This is a genomic window from Mesorhizobium sp. M1B.F.Ca.ET.045.04.1.1, from assembly GCF_003952465.1.
Taxonomy (GTDB): domain Bacteria; phylum Pseudomonadota; class Alphaproteobacteria; order Rhizobiales; family Rhizobiaceae; genus Mesorhizobium; species Mesorhizobium shonense.
This window is the reverse complement of the sequence record NZ_CP034448.1, coordinates 6,151,567-6,168,892: the sequence shown is the minus strand read 5'-3', so window position 1 is coordinate 6,168,892 and position 17,326 is coordinate 6,151,567. Positions and strand designations below refer to the sequence as shown.

Below are 17,326 nucleotides of genomic sequence, written 5' to 3'. Positions count from 1 at the left end.
ACAATGAACACTGACGAAGTGCTGGGCATTTTCCGCGAGGCCGGCGCGGTTCTCGAAGGTCATTTCATCCTGACGTCGGGTCTGCGCAGTCCGATTTTCCTGCAGAAGGCGCGCGTCTTCATGCATGCCGACAAGACCGAGCGCCTGTGCAAGGCGCTGGCCGAGAAGGTCCGAAAAGGTGTGCCGGGCAGGATCGATTACGTCGTCGGCCCGGCGATCGGCGGCCTGATCCCGGCCTACGAGACCTCGCGCCATCTCGGCATTCCGGCGATCTGGGTCGAGCGGGAAGGCGGCGAGTTCAGGCTCCGCCGCTTCGAGATCGCCAAGGGATCGCGCGTCGTCATCGTCGAGGATATCGTCACAACAGGTCTGTCGATCCGCGAGACCATCGATTGTCTGCGCGAGCTCGGTGCCGAAGTGGTTGCGGCCGCCTGCATCATCGACCGCTCGGCCGGTAAGACCGATGTCGGCGTGCCGCTGATCGCGCTCGCCGAATATGAGGTGCCGGCCTATCCGCCGGACCGCCTGCCGCCGGAGCTTGCCGCCATCCCGGCCGTCAAGCCCGGCAGCCGCAACATCTGAAGTCGCGATGTGTGAAAACAAGCACTTGAGCGCACCGCTCGAATCTCTTTGCCAGCGGCGCGCGTCGAGGTCGCGATGATTGCCGGCATCGACCATTTTGTGCTGACGGTCCGCTCGGTGGAAGCGACCTGCGATTTCTATCAGCGTGTGCTTGGCCTGCGTCGTCTCGATGAGCCGAACCGTCCGACCGCGCTTTTGTTCGGATCGCAGAAGATCAACCTGCACGAGGTCGGCCGTACTTTCGAGCCGAAGGCAAGGACGCCGACGCCGGGCTCCGGCGATTTCTGCCTCGTTGCGGCAGTGCCTCTTGCCGAAATCCAGGCCAGTCTCGCGGCCAACGGCGTGACGATCGAAGTCGGCCCTGTCGAGCGCACCGGCGCCCGTGGCAGGATGATGTCGGTCTATTTCCGCGATCCAGACGACAATCTGGTCGAGGTCAGCGAGTATCTGGCTTAGCGAGGTCGAATCTCATCGCGCAGCGGCGGGCGGCGGGCATGCCGTGCTCGACCTCGCCGCTAAGCAGGCTTGCGAGCCGTTCGTCGATCTCGGCGCCTTCCAGGATGTGAAATCCGAACTTTCGGTAGAAGGGCGCGTTCCAGGCGACGTCGCGAAACGTGGTCAGCGTCACCGCCGCCAGTCCGCGCCGCCTGGCGTCCTTGATTGCCCGTTCAAGCAAGGCGCTGCCGATGCCCGAACCCTGCCGGTCGAGGCGCACGTCGAGCTCCCAGATGTGCAGCGCAAAGCCTTCGAGCCCGGCGCTCAGGAAGCCCACCGGTCGGTCCTGGTCATCGGCGGCGACCCAGCATGCGCCTTCGGCGATCAGCGCGCGCTGCCGCTCGGCGCTCACATTGTCGCCATCGGCAAGCCAGGCGAGGTCCGGGATAGCGCGGAACGCCAGCCCGGCGGACTGCTCGATATCGGGCAATGCATCGGCGTCGCCGGACCGCGCCGGTCGAATGGTGATCATCGGCTTCGCATCCCGGTTGTTTTTCCTCAGTTTCGCCAGAATGGCGCTTTTGTTACAGCCTGCGGCAGACCATCGCGGCGGCGTTTGATTGTTCCGCGGCCTGGCCGTCGCTATATCAAAGTTTTGTTGCCTTCCTGCGCCCTCGAAGCGCAAGATATGTTGTCGCGACCCGGGTGGCAGGGGAGCGTGTGTTGGACCAGGAACTGAAACAGAGTGCTTTTTCGACGCCGAGAGCCTGATGGCCTCCTAGAGCGGGTGCGTACTTATCTTTGGCCGCGCCGCTCGTTCTCGCGCTCTGTGCAGTATTTCTCCAAGCGCATCCTGCGGCTGAAAGCGACGCCACATTCCGTGGCGGCCGGCGTCGCGGCGGGCGTCTTCGCCTCCTTCTTCCCGCTTGGCTTCCATTTCATAATCGCCGCCGTGCTCTGCTGGGTGATCGCCGGCAATCTGGTGGCGGCCGCCCTCGGCGCGGTGTTCTTCGGCAACCCGCTGACCTTCCCGCTGCTTTGGGGCGCCTCCTGGGAGACCGGCAAGCTCATCCTGCATGAACGCCTGCCCAAGCACGGGCCGCCCGAGCATCTCGGCGAGATGATGCATACGCTTTCCTTCGCGAAATTGTGGCACCCGATCCTGGAGCCGATGCTCCTCGGCGCGGTGCCGCTTGGCCTGATCTTCGGGCTGATCTTCTATGGCATCACACGCTGGGGCATGACCGTGTTTCGCGAGCAGCGGAAGAAACGCATGGCCGAACGAGCCGAGAAGGCCAAGCGCGCTGGCGGACGGGAAGTGCCTGCGGAATGATCATCGGCATCGGCAGCGACCTGATCGACATCAGACGTATCGAGAAGTCGCTGGAGCGGCACGGCCGGCGCTTCATCCAGCGCATCTACACCGAGGTCGAGCAGACAAAATCGGACAAGCGCGCGGCGCGTGCCGCCTCCTACGCCAAGCGCTTCGCCGCCAAGGAGGCCTGCGCCAAGGCGCTTGGCACCGGCATGGCCGAGGGCGTCTTCTGGCGCGACATGGGCGTGGTCAATTTACCTAGCGGCGCGCCGACCATGGCGCTGACCGGCGGCGCCGCCGCCAGGCTGGAGAAAATCCTGCCCAAGGGCCATCGTGCGCTGATCCACCTCACCATCACCGACGATTTTCCGCTTGCTCAAGCCTTTGTGATCATCGAGGCAGTGCCTGCCGAACAAGCGCCACATTGATTCCATCTGACCACGGGCGGCATGACGTTGCCCAGCGCGCGCCGAGACTCTATACCAACCAACGCACAATCGAGGACGACATGAGCGTGGCTGAAAAATCGCAGAAGAAATCCGGCGGGCTTGGCGAAACCTTCTCCGTCATCATCCAGGCTCTGCTGCTCGCGCTCGTGATCCGCACGCTGCTGTTCCAGCCCTTCTCGATCCCGTCCGGCTCGATGCGGCCGACGCTGCTCGAGGGCGACTATCTCTTCGTCACCAAATGGGCCTATGGCTATTCGCGCTACTCGCTGCCCTTCGGTCCCAACATTTTCTCCGGCCGTATCTGGGGCTCGGAGCCCAAGCGCGGTGACGTGGTGGTGTTCAAGTTCCCGCCGGACCCGTCTGTCGACTACATCAAGCGCGTCGTCGGCCTGCCCGGCGACAAAATCCAGGTCAAGGACGGCCAGCTCATTATCAACGGCACCGCCGTGCCGCGCGAAAAGGTTGGCGAGATCAACAACCCTGACATCACCGAGGTCGACCGTCCGGTCGACGTCTACCGCGAGACGCTGCCCAACGGCATCACCTATGACACGCTCGACCTGACGCCCAGTTCGATCGGCGACAACACCCGCGAGTTCGACGTGCCGCCCGGCCACTATTTCATGATGGGCGACAACCGCGACAATTCCTCCGACAGCCGCTTCACCGTCGGTTTCGTGCCGGCCGAGAACCTTGTCGGCCGCGCCAATGTCATCTTCTTCTCGATCGCCGATGGCGCGAGCCCGTTGGAAGTCTGGAAGTGGCCGTCGCTGATGCGCGTCGGGCGCCTGTTCCATTTCGTCCACTAGCGCGATGGCGGCCACCAAGCGTTTAACCGCCGATGCCCTTGCCGAAGCGCTTGTCGAGCGCACCGGCCACGCCTTCGCCGACCGCCAGCGCCTGCAGCGCGCGCTGACCCATGCCAGCGCGCGCTCGACCCATGCCGGCGTCGACTATGAACGCTTCGAATTCCTGGGCGACCGCGTTCTCGGCCTTGTCGTGGCCGATATGCTGCTCGCTGCCTTCCCCGACGCGGCCGAGGGCGAGTTGTCGCTGCGCCTCAACGCGCTGGTCAATGCCGAGGCGCTGTCCGAGATCGCCGAAGAGATCGGCCTGCCGGAACTGGTCCGCGCCGGCTCCGACGTGCGCAACCTCGAGGGTCGCAAGCGCACCAATCTGCGTGCCGACGCGCTGGAATCGCTGATTGCCGTGCTTTATCTGGATGGTGGCCTTGAGACTGCCCGCGCGTTCATCCACCGCTATTGGCAGCCGCGCTCGCAAGCGATCGGTGCTGCCCGCCGCGACGCCAAGACAGAATTGCAGGAATGGGCGCATCAGGCGGCGTCGGGCGCCGTCCCGGCCTACCGGGTGGATGCTCGCGAGGGACCTGATCACGATCCGCTGTTCACCGTCAGCGTCAAGGTTGGCCACTTTGCGCCGGCCATCGGCAGCGGCCGTTCCAAGCGCGAGGCCGAACAGGCCGCGGCCGCGGCCCTGTTGCTGCGCGAAGGCGTATGGAGCGCTGCATGACCGGCACCGAAGCTCCTGAAGCACCCGCCACGCGCTCCGGCTTCGTCGCGCTGATCGGCGCGCCCAATGCCGGCAAGTCGACGCTGGTCAACCAGCTGGTCGGCGCCAAGGTCTCGATCGTCACCCACAAGGTGCAGACGACGCGCGCGATCGTGCGCGGCATCGCCACGCATGAGAATGCGCAGATCGTCTTCGTCGACACGCCCGGCATCTTCAAGCCGAAGCGGCGGCTGGACACGGCGATGGTCACCACCGCCTGGGGCGGCGCCAAGGACGCGGACGTCGTGGTGCTTCTGATCGATGCCGAGCGCGGCATCAGGGGCGATGCGGACGCCATTCTCGACCGGCTGAAGGACGTCAGGCAGCCGATGCTGCTCGTCCTCAACAAGGTCGACCGCGTCAAGCCGGAGACGCTTCTTGCTTTGGCGGCGACAGCGAACGAGCGCGTGCCGTTCAAGCGCACCTTCATGGTCTCGGCGCTCACCGGCTCCGGCTGCAAGGATTTGCTCGACTATCTCGCCGAGACGCTTCCCGTTGGGCCCTGGTACTATCCGGAAGACCAGATTTCCGACCTGCCGGAGCGCCAGCTCGCGGCCGAGATCACCCGGGAAAAACTTTATCTCAGGCTGCATCAGGAGCTTCCCTATTCTTCCCATATCGAAACCGAGAAATGGGAAGAGAAGAAGGACGGCTCGGTGCGCATCGAGCAGGTCATCTATGTCGAGCGCGACAGCCAGAAGAAGATCGTGCTCGGCCACAAGGGCGAGACGATCCGCGCCATCGGCCAGGCCGCGCGGGCGGAGATCGCCGACATCCTCGAGCAGAAGGTGCACCTCTTTCTGTTCGTGAAGGTGCGCGAGAACTGGGGCGACGACCCCGAGCGCTACCGCGAGATGGGACTGGAGTTTCCGCATTAAAGCACGTCGCGCTTAAGCGGATTCGGGCGACGCGCTTTAAGTCATCGTTTTGATGTACGTCGTTCTCCCAAACCGCTGCGCTGTTTTGGGCGACATGCATTAGGATGGTCGATGTGTGTCGCGCCGAATGACCGGCACGAAGAGGTACTTCACGGCGCGTTCCTTCATCAGCAAGAGGGCCTTCGTCGAGTCCATGTCGGGGGTCGCGGCCGGCCGGGTGCAGAGATAGAAATCGTCGCTAGTGGTCAGAAGAATCCTAGGGTCGCCCGTGCTGACCTGCTCCCTTAGGCTGGCGACGTAGTAGCCGTCGGGGTTGGGGCGGACGTCGTCCGTTGAGGCAGCCTCGTTGACATGGTCAGGGCCGCAAAGTTTGACGATGCGGGAATCCGCACTTGCCGCCGGTTGCGCTGCCGAAAAAAGAGCGAGCGCGACGATGAACACTGTCCGTTTCATATCATCCTCCTTCAATCCGGTGGTTCTGGGATCGCTTGGAAGCGACGGCCGAATTGGCTATATTAGGAAGCGCCGGGAGGGGTGAAATGTCCCGAAAGGCTCCTGAAATTGACCTGAAATCTGCCGAAATGATCACCTTCGGCGGTTTTGTTTTCCTGGCGAAAAAAAGAGAACTTCAGACCGTTGAAGGCAAGGCGGTCGAACTTCGCAGCCAGTCTGCCGAAGTTCTGTCCGTGCTCGCGGCGCGATCGGGCGAGATCGTATCCAAGGATGCGCTGATGCGGGCGGTCTGGCCCGATACCTTCGTGACCGAGGACAGCCTTACCCAATGCATTGCCGATATTCGCCGCGCCTTGGGCGACGACGCGCATAAGATCGTGGAAACTTTGCCCAAGCGAGGCTACCGGCTGAACGCCGATCTGTTGGATGCGGCAGGTTCAGCCGCCACTGCCGGCGCGGAACGAACCAAGTCACGATTCCTGCGACGCGGCTTGCTTGCTGCAGTCGTTCTCGTCGCTGTCGCGATCGGCGCATACTACGGTACGGAAATATGGCGAGCCGCCCCGGCTCGTTCGAGCGACATGCCGAGGATCGCCGTCCTTCCCTTCGACGACTTCAGCACCGGCGCGGATAAGGGATATCTCAGCGATGCCGTTGCCGACGGAATCATTACTGAGCTTTCGCGGAGCAAGACCTATGCCGTCATCGCCCGGAACTCGAGCTTCAGGTATCGCGATCAGCCGACTGACGCCAGGCGGATTGGAGAGGAACTCGGCGTCGACTTCCTGCTCGAAGGGAGCCAGCAGAAGATCGGAGACCGGCTGAAAGTGACCGCCCAGTTGCTGAACGCGGATGACGGATCGCATCTCTGGGCCAACGCCTACGACCGGGAAATTGGCGACCTTTTCGTCGTTCAAGAGGAAATCATCCGCACGCTTTCGGCCCGGGTCGGGCACAGGATCGAACGCACCTGGCCAGAGAGCAGCTCTGCCCGGGTCAGCGCGCTCCACTATCACCTGATGGGGCTCGTCGAGCTCGACAAGGATTTCTCTGCCGCGGGGAACGAGTTGTTTCGGCAGTTGAACCTCAAGGCGATCGAAGCGGATCCGAACTCGCAATTCGGCTATATCGGGCTGGCCTTTTCCTATCGCAATGACGCGGTATTCGGGTTTCACCGGCAGGAACATAGCTTTGAGGAGGCGTTGAGGCTCGCTGCCGAATACGCAGACAAGGCCATCCTGCTCGCTCCGGACGATGCCGAGGCGTATTATGTCCGCGCCCGCATCCATAACGAGGCCGGCGAGATCGAGCAGGCCCTCATACGGTTCGATCAGGCCATCGCCCTGAATCCCGGCGATTCGGATATCCTCGAAGCCAGCGCGGCCCCGCTGCTCTTTATCGGCCGCATCGACGAAGCGATCGATCGGATCAAGCAAGCTATGGGCATCGATCCTTTCTACCCTGACTGGTACCATTGGGACATGGGCTGGGCGCTCTGGGAAAAGAACAATTGCGGGGCCGCGCTGACGGAGATGCAAAGAATGTCCAGAATCCCGAGTGGCGCACAGCGAATGCTTGCGGGAATCCAAGCTTGCCTGGGAAACGTGCGGGAGGCAAAGGAAGCGCTCGCGATTTTCCTCAAAGACTCTCCCGGCGATTCCATCCGCGAACAGCGCAAGAAGTGGGAGAAGCTATACAGCAACCCCGTTCGGTTCGAACGCTGGGCCGAACACATGCGCATCGCGGGCTTGCCGGAGGAGTGACGGCTGTGCGCGGCACCGGCAGTTTCGAGACGCGACATGCATAACCCGAAAGTAGATATCGACGCCAACCTGGTGCGTCGGCTCGTCGACGCGCAGTTTCCCGAATGGCGGCATCTGCCTGTGGAACCCGTCGCGTTCGGCGGCTGGGACAACCGCACCTTCCATCTCGGCGACCAGATGGCGGTGCGCCTGCCGAGTGCTGCTTTCTATTCGTTGCAGGTGGAAAAGGAGCATCGCTGGTTGCCAAGACTGGCGCCGCTCCTGCCGCTGTCGATCCCGGAGCCGCTGGCCATAGGCGAGCCGGCGGCGGGCTATCCCTGGCACTGGTCCGTCTACCGTTGGATCGATGGCGAAACGGCAAAGAGCGGGCGCATCGCCGATCCCAGCGCCTTCGCGCTCTCGCTCGCCGATTTCCTGGTGGCGTTGAAGCGGATCGACCCGGCAGGCGGACCGGCGCCGGGCCAGCACAATTTCTATCGCGGCGGATCGCTGACGGTCTATGACAGCGAGGCGAGGCGGGCGATCGCCGCGCTCGAAGGCGAGATCGATGCGCAGGCCGCCACTGCCGTCTGGGAAGCGGCTCTTGCCGCGACCTGGCACGGCTCGCCCGTCTGGTTCCACGGCGACGTCGCCTGGGGCAATCTCCTGGTCGAAGACGGCCGCCTGAGCGCCGTCATCGATTTCGGCACCTCCGGCGTCGGCGACCCGTCCTGCGATCTCGCGATCGCCTGGACCTTCTTCGAGGGCGAAAGCCGCGAGGCGTTCCGCACCCGCATAGCCGTCGATGAAGCGACCTGGGCGCGCGGTCGCGGCTGGACGCTGTGGAAGGCGCTGATCACCGTTGCCGGGCACGACGCCAACCAGGCCGAGGTGGAAAGGCAGCGCCGGGTGATCGACGACGTGATTGCCGACCACAGGCGCTGGGCTTGATGCGGACTACAACAGGCTTTTGGCCCTGAGATCGGCGGCGAAGGTCGCCAGCGGCATGACAAGTGTCAGCGGCTTTCCGGTGAGGGGCTCGGCGCCATATCCGCGATACCAATTCGCGGCGCGCTCGCTCTTGGCGTCGATGATGAGCAGCAGGCCGCCTCCCTCGGCCGCGACACGCAGGCAACGCAGGGCCGCCGCAGCGAGCAGCTGACCTCCGAGCCCTTGCCCGGCAACCGTCAGATCGGTCGCCAGGCGGGCCAGCTTGAATCCGGACACCTCGTGTCGGGCGAGCCCCTTCGTTAGGGTCGCGTGCACTTGCTCATGAGCAACGGCGGAGGGTGCGATCGTATAGAAGCCGAGAACGCGGTCTGGGTTCGCGTTCTCGACGGCGCAAAATGTCTTCGAAGCATTCTGTTCATGGCTCTGCCTGGCGAAGCGCCGCAGAAAATCATTCATCTGCTCGTCGCCGCAATCAAAGGACGCGCGATCATGCGATTTCGAGATCGGCTCCTCTCGCCAACGCGGCAGGATCATATCGTATCGGGAAGAGCCGCAATGGCAGCCCGCAATTTCGCATTTGGCTTCGGGGGATGCTCAAGCAGTTCGAGGATGCGTTTGAAGTCGCGATCCGACACTTCGGTCTTTTCGATCGCTTTGATCACGGCTTCCGCCTCAGGCAGCACCTTGTCGAGGATAAAGTCGGTCATGTCCTTATGCGACAGCGCCGCCGCGCGGGCGATCATCGCCTTTTGCGCGGGCCGTATGCGGATATTGAAGCGTTCGGTTTTGTCGCTGGCTGGCTTGGGCATGCCATCCTCCTTCATGGACAAATATGGCGTACATACGCTATACGTACAAGATGCGAGGTAAGAGTGGCATGAAAAGCGCTCGGTCGATCACGCCGAAGGGGCGGTTGGTTGGCGAGTGACCCGCCTGGATAAATTCCTGAGCGGCCCCTGCTAAGAGACCTCGGTCTGGTCGGGCGCATCCTGCCCTTCATCGGCCGGACCGTCCTGGGTAACCCTGGCCTTGCGCCGGCGTTTGGGCGATTTGGCCAATGCAGCGTTTGTCGCCGCGCCGCGCTTGGGTCTTTCCGTCGTCAGCTTTGGCCCGGGTCGCTTGATGCGCGGTGGCGGTGACTTGCCAGCCTTGTCTTCGCCGCCCATGTAGAACGTCACATGAGGGAAAGGTATCTCGATGCCGCGCTCCTCGAAGACCTCCTTGATGATTTCGTTATAGGCGCGACCCAGGGCAAAATGCTTTCCGGGTTTGGTCTTGATGCGGGCTCGAACCAGAATGGCAGAGTCGGCGAATTCGGTCACGCCATGCATCTCGAGATCGCCGATGATATCGCCCGCGAACCCGGCCTCCTTCAGTTTGTCGAAGGCCTCGTGCATCGCCTGCTTCACCTCGGGAATGCTCGCCCCGTAGTCCACGCCGATCGACGCGACGTGATAGCTGAAGTTCTTCATGAAGTTCGTCACGGCATCGACGGAAGAGAACGGGATGAGATGATAGGCGCCGTCTAGAGTACGCAACGACACGGAACGGATTGTCAGTCGCTCGACGGTGCCGGTGACCCCGCCTGCGGTTACCACATCGCCTTCATTCATCGCGTTCTCGAACTGTATGAAGGCGCCGGTGATGATGTCCTGTACGAGTTTTTGCGCTCCGAAGCCGACCGCCAGGCCGACGACGCCGGCACCGGCAAGCAGCGGGCCGATGTTTACGCCAAACTCGGACAGGACCAGCATGACAATGAGGACGCCCAGCGCGACCACGAAGGCGTTGCGGAACAGGGCGAGAAGCGTCCGTTCCCGCGGGGACGGGACATGGCCGTAATTCGGATTGAGGCGATATTCCACCCACGATTGGACGGCGAGATAGATCAGGCCGCCGACCAGCATTATCAGGATCGCGGAAACGATTGAAACGGCGAAGCGCTGGCCGACTTCGCTCGACAGCCATCCGACAACGTCTGCCGCTCGCCAGAATTGGGCGATGACCAGCAACACAACCGCGGCGACCAGGATGCGAACCACCCTGAGCACATTGGGAACGAAGGCATTGAGGCGCCGCTCCAGCAACGGAAGCCGCTCGCTGACCTCGGCGGGCAGGTTTATCCCCGCTCCGGCGACCCGCGCGATGATGCCTGTCAGCAGCACGCCTATGGCCACCGCGACGATCGACTGGACGGTGGCCGCAAGGACGAACGGCAGGGCCATCGCGGGAGCCGCGAGCCACAGAACGAAGACGAGGATCAGGTATCCGATCGCCACGACGTGCCAAAGCCTGGCGAGACCGGCCAGGAATCTGCCCAGAATGTCGGTTCGGCGGGTCTCGCTGCGGCGCAGCAGCCATCGCCTTACCTGATCGCGATTCTGCAAGATGACAATCAGGGCGAGCACCAGCGCGGCAAACATCACGACCACGCGGACCACTTGCGCGGCGTCTTCCGAGACGTTGACCGCAACGATCGGCGCGAGGAAGAACATCGTATAGCCGACCACGCTGACGAAGCGGCTCAGCCAGAAATACCAGTATGCCGCCGTTGTATCGCCCAATGTCCAGATCCGCAGCGCGGGCCATCTCGGGGCAAGCAGCGTGCGCGCAAGGACCTTGATGAACTCGATGACCAGAAAGGCGTTCAGGAACAGCGCTCGGTTCATCTCCGCCTGGCCCGCCTGGTCGATAACGAATGCGGAGAGCGAAGACACCGAACCGATTGCCCAGGCCGCGAGCACGGTGAGCGCGTCGGCCAACGCGGACAACCCGATGAAGCCGAACCGCTCGAACCTGCCGCCGCGTGTCGCCGCATTGGCGAACGTGCGCTGGAACCGTCCAAAGGCGAACCGCAGCGCGAGGTAGACGGCGAAGGTGAGGACCACGACAAGGGCACTGTTGCGCACAGCGTTCCAAAGGCTCTGCACATCGATCGAGACGCCTCCTGAAAAGACGCCGGCAATTCCCTCGACGAGGGCGGCGGTCGTCTTGATCAGCCCGGAAGCGCTCTCCGCCGCGTCCCTCGTATACGCGGCGACCTCCTGTGCGATCGTCGTCTCAGGCGCTGCCTCGGCCGCCGGCTGGTTGCCTTCCGCGGCCGCGGCGCGCAGCTTGTCGATCAGGCGGTGCCGCGCCTGGTCATTCTCCAGGATGGTGATGAGCGCTTCGACGTCCGCGTTCGGCTCGCCGGTCTTGGCCCCTCCTTGTGCGGCCGGCTGGGCGAAGCTTGGTGCCCCGCAGAGCAGTAGAAACAACAACAGAGAAATTAGAGTTCGCATTGCTGGCCCAGGCGGAAAACTATCGATGGGGGTGCGCGCTGCCGGCGCCGGCTCGGACATTCTTGCAAGATCGCAGGCAGCCGCGTCTTCGCATTGGTGCCGTTCATCTAGGGCGAACCTGCCGAAGTGGAAGTTGGTACCTTCGTCGAGTGCGGCAAGCTTTTCGCCCCTCCTTGGCGACGCGCTCCGGGTGCCATAACGAACTTTGCCGCCGATAGTTGCCGGGTCGGCCAAAGATAACGGCCACTGTTTTGGTTTCCTCACGGGCCGAGCCCCGACGAGAGAAAATCGGCTGTCCCGCGGGGCCAGCACGAAAGCCATCCTGGACACCGTCCGCTCTTGATTTCGCAGCGATTGCGGCGCCCTGTTTCGGCGCCGCATTCGTTTAGCGACTTATGACGCGTGGACCTCGACGAACTGTCCCGTGCGCCGACGGACAAAACTCTCCGTGCCGTAGTAAGCAACGATCGCGACCGCGATAACCGCCCAGATCGCAACGCCGATCCATTGCTGCTGCGCATAGTCGCCGCCTGTGAATACCTTGCCGAGGAAGCGCACGCTGTTCTGGTGCGTGACATGCATCATGATCGCAAGCAGCACGCTGCCGGTGTTCTGGTAAAGCCAGGTGAAGACGATTGCAGCCAGCACGACGTTGATCGTGCCGTAGAGGCTGAGATCGCCGACCAAGCCGAGCGGTAAGTGCCAGATCGCCCAGATCACGCCGAGGATCAGGCTACCGGCGAACGCCGAATGGCTGGAAAGAAGGCGCGGCGTCGCAAAGCCGCGCCACCCGGGTTCCTCGCCTAACGGACCGCTGAAGACAGCATAGAGCGCGATGATCGGCAGCATCTCGGATAAGGCGGGGATGTTGCCCCAGGCCGGTACCGCGGCGCCGAACAGCGGATTGATCAGGATCGAGGCAAGCTGCGCGCCGAACGGCAGGCCGAACGCCACCAGATACCAAACCGGGCGGACACGCCATTTCACCATCGAGGCGAGCACGGGCTTGATCGTGCCCCAGCCTCCGGCAAGTCCCGAGACGATGAAGCCGGAGACCATCGGCCCGAAGGTGAACCAGGGAATACTATCGCCATGCGACAAATAGAAGGGGACGAACGCCAGCCATGTCAGGCCGAGCGCCAGTGAAAAAAATCCAATAAGCTGATGCCTTCGCACCAGGCTCAGGAAGGAAGTCATCTCAAGTCCTCTCAACGGGCAGTGATCATGAGAGGTCGACGGCTGCCCGATCGGTCGACATGCATCTGGGCACGATCCGCCGAACCGTTCCGGCGGGCGGTGCGTCGACCGCATCGGCCAACGCGTTCTTATTGGAGGCAGCGCGCTCGAAAATCCCGACGGCTTTCTGAAAGATTTCCGATATTTGCAATTGGCAGCATTCTTCATGCTTGATTCAGCCGAAATCTTGATTTCGCCGCGCAACAGGTGAAAAGCTCGACCCATGGAATGGCGCGACGAGGGAATCATTCTCGGCACCCGCAAGCATGGCGAAACCAGCGCCATCCTGGAGGTGATGACGCGCACGCATGGCCGCCATCTGGGTCTCGTGCGCGGCGGCCGCTCGCGCAAGCAGCAGCCGGTGCTGCAGCCCGGCAACCGCGTCGATCTTCTGTGGCGGGCGCGGCTCGACGAGCATTTGGGCATCTTCCAGGCCGAGGCGATCGAGATGAACGCCGCCCGGCTGATGGACAGCGCGGTCGCCGTCTACGGCCTCCAGACCATGGCCGCGCATCTCCGGCTTCTGCCCGAGCGCGACGCCCATGGTGGGCTCTACGAGGCACTGGCGGTGATGATCTCTCATCTCGACGATGCCGATGCCGCGGGCGAGCTGGTGGCGCGTTTCGAGCTGCTCATTCTGGACGAGCTCGGCTTTGGCCTGGATCTCAGCCAATGCGCCGCGACCGGTTCGAGGCAGGACCTCGCCTATGTCTCGCCGAAATCCGGGCGCGCCGTCTCGCGCGCTGCCGGCGAGCCCTGGCGCGACAAGATGCTGGCTCTGCCCGCCTTCCTGCAGCGCGGTTCCGGCCTGCGCGCCGATGCGACGGCTCTCGAGGACGCCTTCCGGCTGACCGGCTTCTTCTTCACCCGCCATGTCTATGAGCCGCGCGGCATAGAGCCGCCCGACGCCCGCGCCGGCTTCCTCGCCGCGCTGCGCCGGCATCAGGCGGCGGTGAAGGCGATCGCCGGGCAGTAGGTCGAGCGCCTATCCGGTTCCCCGCCGCTCCAGAAAATCGTCGAGGATGGGACGCTGGCCTTTCAGGATCTTGCGCCCGGCTTCGGGAAGTGAAAACCAGCCGGCTCTGTCCACCTCGGGAAATTCCTTCATGGTGCCCGATTTTGGCGGCCATTCCATGGTGAACATGTTGCTCTTGACGGCATCCGCATCGATGTCCGCTTCGACGCTCCATGCGATCACGATCTTGCCGCCCGGCTGCTTGTAGCTGCCGACAGGCTGGAAGTCGCCGTCGATGGCGACGCCGAGCTCCTCTTCGGCCTCGCGCCGGGCAGCTTGGAGTTCATCCTCATTGTCGTCGATGAGCCCCTTCGGGATCGACCATGCCGCTTCATCCTTCCTCACCCAGAACGGTCCGCCGGGATGGACGAGCAGAAATTCGAACACACCGGCGGTTCGCCTGTGGATCAGCAGGCCAGCGCTTCGTTGCGGCATAGGATTATCCTCGATTCCCGCGAGCATTCGAGAATAGCATGGGTATTTTGCGGCTGCCGACGGACGATCTCCCAATTTCGGCTGCGTCGGCGGATAAAGCCTGCAAGTTGCTGGCAATCGGCACCGAAACATGCTCGATCTTGCGAGGCCGGCAAGGCGCTGATTTCAATAGCCGTCTCATCGCCGCATTTGTCGGCCACGATTGGTACGGTTTTGAGGGGAAACCGCCATGTTTTTCAGCCTGATTGCCATTGCCGCGGTTATCGCTTTATTCGTCATCATTTCACGCCAGCAAACCCGCATTGCCCTGATCGAGCGCGAGCTTGGCGCGCTGCGCAGCCTGGTGCTTTCGGGTGTCCCGCAGCCCGCGCCCAAGGCTGGCGCGGCGACCGAAGGTGCGGCGGCCGAAGCGCCCGCCGCAGTGGCCGAGGCTGCCGCGCCGCCGGCAAGTGAGGCTGTCCTGGCCGAAGCCGCCGCCACGACGCCCGACGCTCCCAAGGTCGACATGCCGGCCGAAGCGGGCGAGGGCGCTTCGGCTGAACCCACGGGGCCGGCCGAGGCGGCGCAACCTGCCGCGCCGGCCCAGGCTGCGGCACCGGTGGCAGCGCGCCAGACCGATGTCGAGACGGCGCTCGGCACGCGTTGGGCGGTCTGGGTCGGTGGCATCGCGCTGGCGCTGGGTGGCCTCTTCCTGATCCGCTACACCATCGAGGCCGGCATTTTCGGCCCTGGCGTGCGCCTCACCATGGCCGGCATTCTCGGCCTGGTGCTGATCGCTGGCGCCGAGTTCGTTCGCCGCACCGGCTTCAGGGTGCCGGTGCAGGGCGCGGCCGGCGCCTATATCCCGTCGATCCTGACGGCCGCCGGCGCCTTCATCCTGTTCGGCACCGTCTATGCCGCGTACGGCATATACGGCTTCATCGGCCCGGCGCCGGCCTTCACGCTGCTCGGCGCCATCGGCATCGCCACCATCGCCGCCGCGCTGGTCCACGGCCTGGCGCTGGCCGGCATCGGCCTTCTCGGCGCCATGGTCACGCCCGCACTCGTCGCCTCGCAGGCCCCCAATCCTTGGGCCTTGTTCGTCTATCTGGCGATCGTGCTTGCCGCCACGGCGGCTATCGCCCGCATCCGCGACTGGAAGGCGCTTGTCGCGGCGGCCTTCGCCGGCACCGGCATCTGGACCATCCTCTATATGACCGATGCGCCCGAGGTGAACCTCGCCTCGGTGATGTTCATCAGCCTGGCCACGCTCGCCGTGCTCGCTTTCGTCTGGCTCGGCCTTTTCTTGGTTACTGGCCGCGACGAAGCGGAGCCCGGCTTCGACTGGCCGTCGATCGCGCCCGGCTTCTTCGTTGCGCTGACCGCGCTCGGGCTGTCGGTCGATCCGGTCTTCGCCAAGGCCGGTTATGCCTTGCATGGCGCGGTGCTGCTCGCGGCGCTTGTGGCGGTGGCGCTCTACCGGCCGCTAGGTCTGCCTCTCGTCTTCGCCGCCGGCCTGGCGACGGTGCTGATCTATCTCGGCATCATCCCGCCCGCCACGATCGGCGCCGATGCTCTGGATGTCGGCCTGGGCGCTGAGCCATTCGCGGCATCCGACGCGCTGACCTTCCGCGTCGGCATCGCGCTCGCCCTTGTCTTCATAGGAGCCGGCTTCTGGGCCGCGCGCCGCTTCGCCGCCGCGGCACCCGTTCGCGCCGCGTCCTGGGCGGCATGGGGCGTGATTGCGCCGCTGGTCGTGCTGACGGCGCTGTGGCTCACCTTCGGCGGTATCGACCGCGACCTCGGCTACGCGCTGCCGGCGCTGCTTATGGTGCTGGTCTTTGCCGGCGGCGGCGAATGGATCGCACGCAGCGAGGAGCCGCAGCTCGCCGGCGGCCCGGCTGTCTCCTTCGCGCTAGGAGGCGCCGGCGTCGCCGGCCTGTTGATGATGCATATGGCTTTCGGCTCCGGCTGGACCACCGTTCTGCTCGGCGCCGCCGCAATCGTGCCGGCGCTGGCGACGCGCTGGCGCTCCTATCCGGTGCTGGGCTGGATCGCGGTGGGTGCTGCGGTTGCCGTGCTCGGCCGCGTCGCCTTCGACCCGACCATCGTCGGCGCGGCGGCGCTGCCGAAAACGCCGGTCTTCAACTGGCTGCTCCTGGGTTATGGCGTGCCCGCGTTCGCCTTCGGCTTCACCGCCTGGCAACTGGCGCGCACCACCGACGGCCGGCCGCGGCTCGCCATGGAAGCGGCGTCGGCCCTGTTCGCGCTGCTCACCATCGCGATGCTGGTGCGCCACGCCATGCATGGCGGCGTCATCGACACCGGCCCCGTGACCCTTGCCGAGCAGGCGATCTACACGCTGATCGCGCTCGGCGCCGGCGCGATCCTCGTCGCCATCGACATGCGCTCGCCGAGCTCGGCGCTGCGCTATGGCTCGATGGCGGCAGGCGTGATCTCTGCGGGCTTGATCGTTATCCAGCATTTCGTGGTGCTGAACCCGCTGGCGACGGACGAATCGACTGGCACCATTCCGTTCTTCAACCTGTTGTTCCTCGCCTATCTGCTGCCGGCCATCGCCGCCGGCGCGCTGGCGCTTTATGTCCGCGACAAGCGCCCGAGATGGTATGCGGCGATGCTGGCGCTGGTCGCCGCGCTGCTTACCTTCGCCTATGCGACGCTCTCGGTCCGCCGCCTGTTCAAGGGCGAGTTCATCGGCTTGTGGAGCGGCCTCGGCCAGCTCGAGACCTACACCTATTCGGCGCTCTGGCTGGTCATTGGCGTCGCGCTGCTTACCGCCGGCGTCTGGCTGAGGTCGCAGGTGCTGCGCATCGCGTCTGCCGTGCTGATCGCGGTCGCGGTGCTGAAGGTCTTCCTCTTCGACATGTCGGAGCTGGAAGGCGTGCTGCGCGCCTTGTCGTTCATCGGCCTCGGCGCGGTGCTGATCGGCATCGGGCTGTTTTATCAGCGGCTCCTCACAAGGGCGGCGAGAGAGAGGTGACGCCT

General features: G+C 64.1%; 19 protein-coding genes. 12 read left to right on the top strand and 7 right to left on the bottom strand.

Annotated features, from left to right (window positions below; all coding sequences use genetic code 11):
• The first annotated feature begins 3 nt into the window (after window positions 1-3).
• The gene (gene pyrE / locus EJ071_RS30820) at window positions 4-582 is read left to right on the top strand and encodes an orotate phosphoribosyltransferase (RefSeq protein WP_126101222.1); all 579 of its coding nucleotides are present in this window, start codon (window positions 4-6) and stop codon (window positions 580-582) included.
• Window positions 583-657: 75 nt separating this feature from the next.
• Window positions 658-1,038 (top strand): VOC family protein, encoded by a 381-nt coding sequence (locus tag EJ071_RS30815; protein ID WP_126101221.1) that lies wholly within the window; start codon window positions 658-660, stop codon window positions 1,036-1,038.
• Here EJ071_RS30815 and EJ071_RS30810 read toward each other — a convergent pair.
• Window positions 1,019-1,549 carry a GNAT family N-acetyltransferase gene (locus EJ071_RS30810; RefSeq protein ID WP_126101220.1) on the bottom strand — a complete coding sequence of 177 codons (531 nt, stop codon included), beginning with the start codon at window positions 1,547-1,549 and terminating at the stop codon, window positions 1,019-1,021. The genes EJ071_RS30815 and EJ071_RS30810 overlap by 20 nt on opposite strands.
• Before the next feature lie 213 nt (window positions 1,550-1,762).
• On the opposite strand from EJ071_RS30810, the gene EJ071_RS30805 reads away from it, so the two are divergent.
• The 5 genes from EJ071_RS30805 (at window position 1,763) to era (ending at window position 5,228) form a co-directional block, all read left to right on the top strand.
• The gene (locus tag EJ071_RS30805; RefSeq protein WP_126101219.1) at window positions 1,763-2,350 is read left to right on the top strand and encodes a DUF2062 domain-containing protein; all 588 of its coding nucleotides are present in this window, start codon (window positions 1,763-1,765) and stop codon (window positions 2,348-2,350) included.
• The gene (gene acpS / locus EJ071_RS30800; protein WP_126101218.1) at window positions 2,347-2,760 is read left to right on the top strand and encodes a holo-ACP synthase; all 414 of its coding nucleotides are present in this window, start codon (window positions 2,347-2,349) and stop codon (window positions 2,758-2,760) included. The genes EJ071_RS30805 and acpS overlap by 4 nt, the downstream gene beginning before the upstream one ends.
• 80 nt (window positions 2,761-2,840) lie before the next feature.
• A complete protein-coding gene (gene lepB, locus EJ071_RS30795; protein WP_126101217.1) occupies window positions 2,841-3,590 on the top strand; it encodes a signal peptidase I in 750 nt (249 codons plus the stop codon).
• Between the two features lie 4 nt (window positions 3,591-3,594).
• Complete coding sequence (gene rnc, locus EJ071_RS30790) at window positions 3,595-4,311, top strand: ribonuclease III (RefSeq protein WP_126101216.1); 717 nt, start codon at window positions 3,595-3,597, stop codon at window positions 4,309-4,311.
• Window positions 4,308-5,228, top strand: coding sequence for a GTPase Era (gene era, locus EJ071_RS30785; RefSeq protein WP_126101215.1), 921 nt, complete (start codon window positions 4,308-4,310; stop codon window positions 5,226-5,228). The genes rnc and era overlap by 4 nt, the downstream gene beginning before the upstream one ends.
• A gap of 99 nt (window positions 5,229-5,327) precedes the next feature.
• Here era and EJ071_RS30780 read toward each other — a convergent pair whose 3' ends face one another.
• On the bottom strand, window positions 5,328-5,681 hold the full coding sequence (locus tag EJ071_RS30780) for a hypothetical protein (protein ID WP_126101214.1): 354 nt from the start codon (window positions 5,679-5,681) through the stop codon (window positions 5,328-5,330).
• An 86-nt stretch (window positions 5,682-5,767) separates the two neighbouring features.
• Here EJ071_RS30780 and EJ071_RS30775 point away from each other — a divergent pair, with 86 nt between their 5' ends.
• Both EJ071_RS30775 and EJ071_RS30770 read left to right on the top strand, forming a co-directional pair.
• Window positions 5,768-7,444, top strand: coding sequence for a winged helix-turn-helix domain-containing protein (locus EJ071_RS30775; RefSeq protein ID WP_126101213.1), 1,677 nt, complete (start codon window positions 5,768-5,770; stop codon window positions 7,442-7,444).
• 36 nt (window positions 7,445-7,480) lie between these two features.
• Window positions 7,481-8,374 carry an aminoglycoside phosphotransferase family protein gene (locus EJ071_RS30770; RefSeq protein ID WP_126101212.1) on the top strand — a complete coding sequence of 298 codons (894 nt, stop codon included), beginning with the start codon at window positions 7,481-7,483 and terminating at the stop codon, window positions 8,372-8,374.
• 6 nt (window positions 8,375-8,380) lie between these two features.
• Here EJ071_RS30770 and EJ071_RS30765 read toward each other — a convergent pair whose 3' ends face one another.
• The 4 genes from EJ071_RS30765 to EJ071_RS30750 all read right to left on the bottom strand — a co-directional run bounded on the left by EJ071_RS30765 (window position 8,381) and on the right by EJ071_RS30750 (window position 12,852).
• Window positions 8,381-8,908 carry a GNAT family N-acetyltransferase gene (locus tag EJ071_RS30765; protein WP_126101211.1) on the bottom strand — a complete coding sequence of 176 codons (528 nt, stop codon included), beginning with the start codon at window positions 8,906-8,908 and terminating at the stop codon, window positions 8,381-8,383.
• A complete protein-coding gene (locus tag EJ071_RS30760; RefSeq protein WP_126102787.1) occupies window positions 8,905-9,183 on the bottom strand; it encodes a DUF1778 domain-containing protein in 279 nt (92 codons plus the stop codon). The genes EJ071_RS30765 and EJ071_RS30760 overlap by 4 nt, the downstream gene beginning before the upstream one ends.
• A gap of 150 nt (window positions 9,184-9,333) precedes the next feature.
• On the bottom strand, window positions 9,334-11,976 hold the full coding sequence (locus EJ071_RS30755) for a mechanosensitive ion channel domain-containing protein (RefSeq protein ID WP_189521298.1): 2,643 nt from the start codon (window positions 11,974-11,976) through the stop codon (window positions 9,334-9,336).
• A gap of 72 nt (window positions 11,977-12,048) precedes the next feature.
• Window positions 12,049-12,852 (bottom strand): type II CAAX endopeptidase family protein, encoded by an 804-nt coding sequence (locus EJ071_RS30750; RefSeq protein ID WP_126101209.1) that lies wholly within the window; start codon window positions 12,850-12,852, stop codon window positions 12,049-12,051.
• A gap of 262 nt (window positions 12,853-13,114) precedes the next feature.
• Between EJ071_RS30750 and recO the strand changes: the two genes are divergently transcribed.
• On the top strand, window positions 13,115-13,867 hold the full coding sequence (gene recO / locus EJ071_RS30745) for a DNA repair protein RecO (protein ID WP_126101208.1): 753 nt from the start codon (window positions 13,115-13,117) through the stop codon (window positions 13,865-13,867).
• Between the two features lie 9 nt (window positions 13,868-13,876).
• Here recO and EJ071_RS30740 read toward each other — a convergent pair whose 3' ends face one another.
• Complete coding sequence (locus EJ071_RS30740; protein WP_126101207.1) at window positions 13,877-14,341, bottom strand: NUDIX domain-containing protein; 465 nt, start codon at window positions 14,339-14,341, stop codon at window positions 13,877-13,879.
• 38 nt (window positions 14,342-14,379) lie between these two features.
• Here EJ071_RS30740 and EJ071_RS30735 point away from each other — a divergent pair, with 38 nt between their 5' ends.
• Window positions 14,380-14,586: a hypothetical protein gene (locus tag EJ071_RS30735; RefSeq protein ID WP_126101206.1), complete on the top strand. Its 207-nt coding sequence runs from the start codon at window positions 14,380-14,382 to the stop codon at window positions 14,584-14,586.
• Window positions 14,571-17,321: a DUF2339 domain-containing protein gene (locus EJ071_RS30730; RefSeq protein WP_126101205.1), complete on the top strand. Its 2,751-nt coding sequence runs from the start codon at window positions 14,571-14,573 to the stop codon at window positions 17,319-17,321. Before EJ071_RS30735 ends, EJ071_RS30730 begins: the two co-directional genes overlap by 16 nt.
• Window positions 17,322-17,326 lie beyond the last annotated feature (5 nt).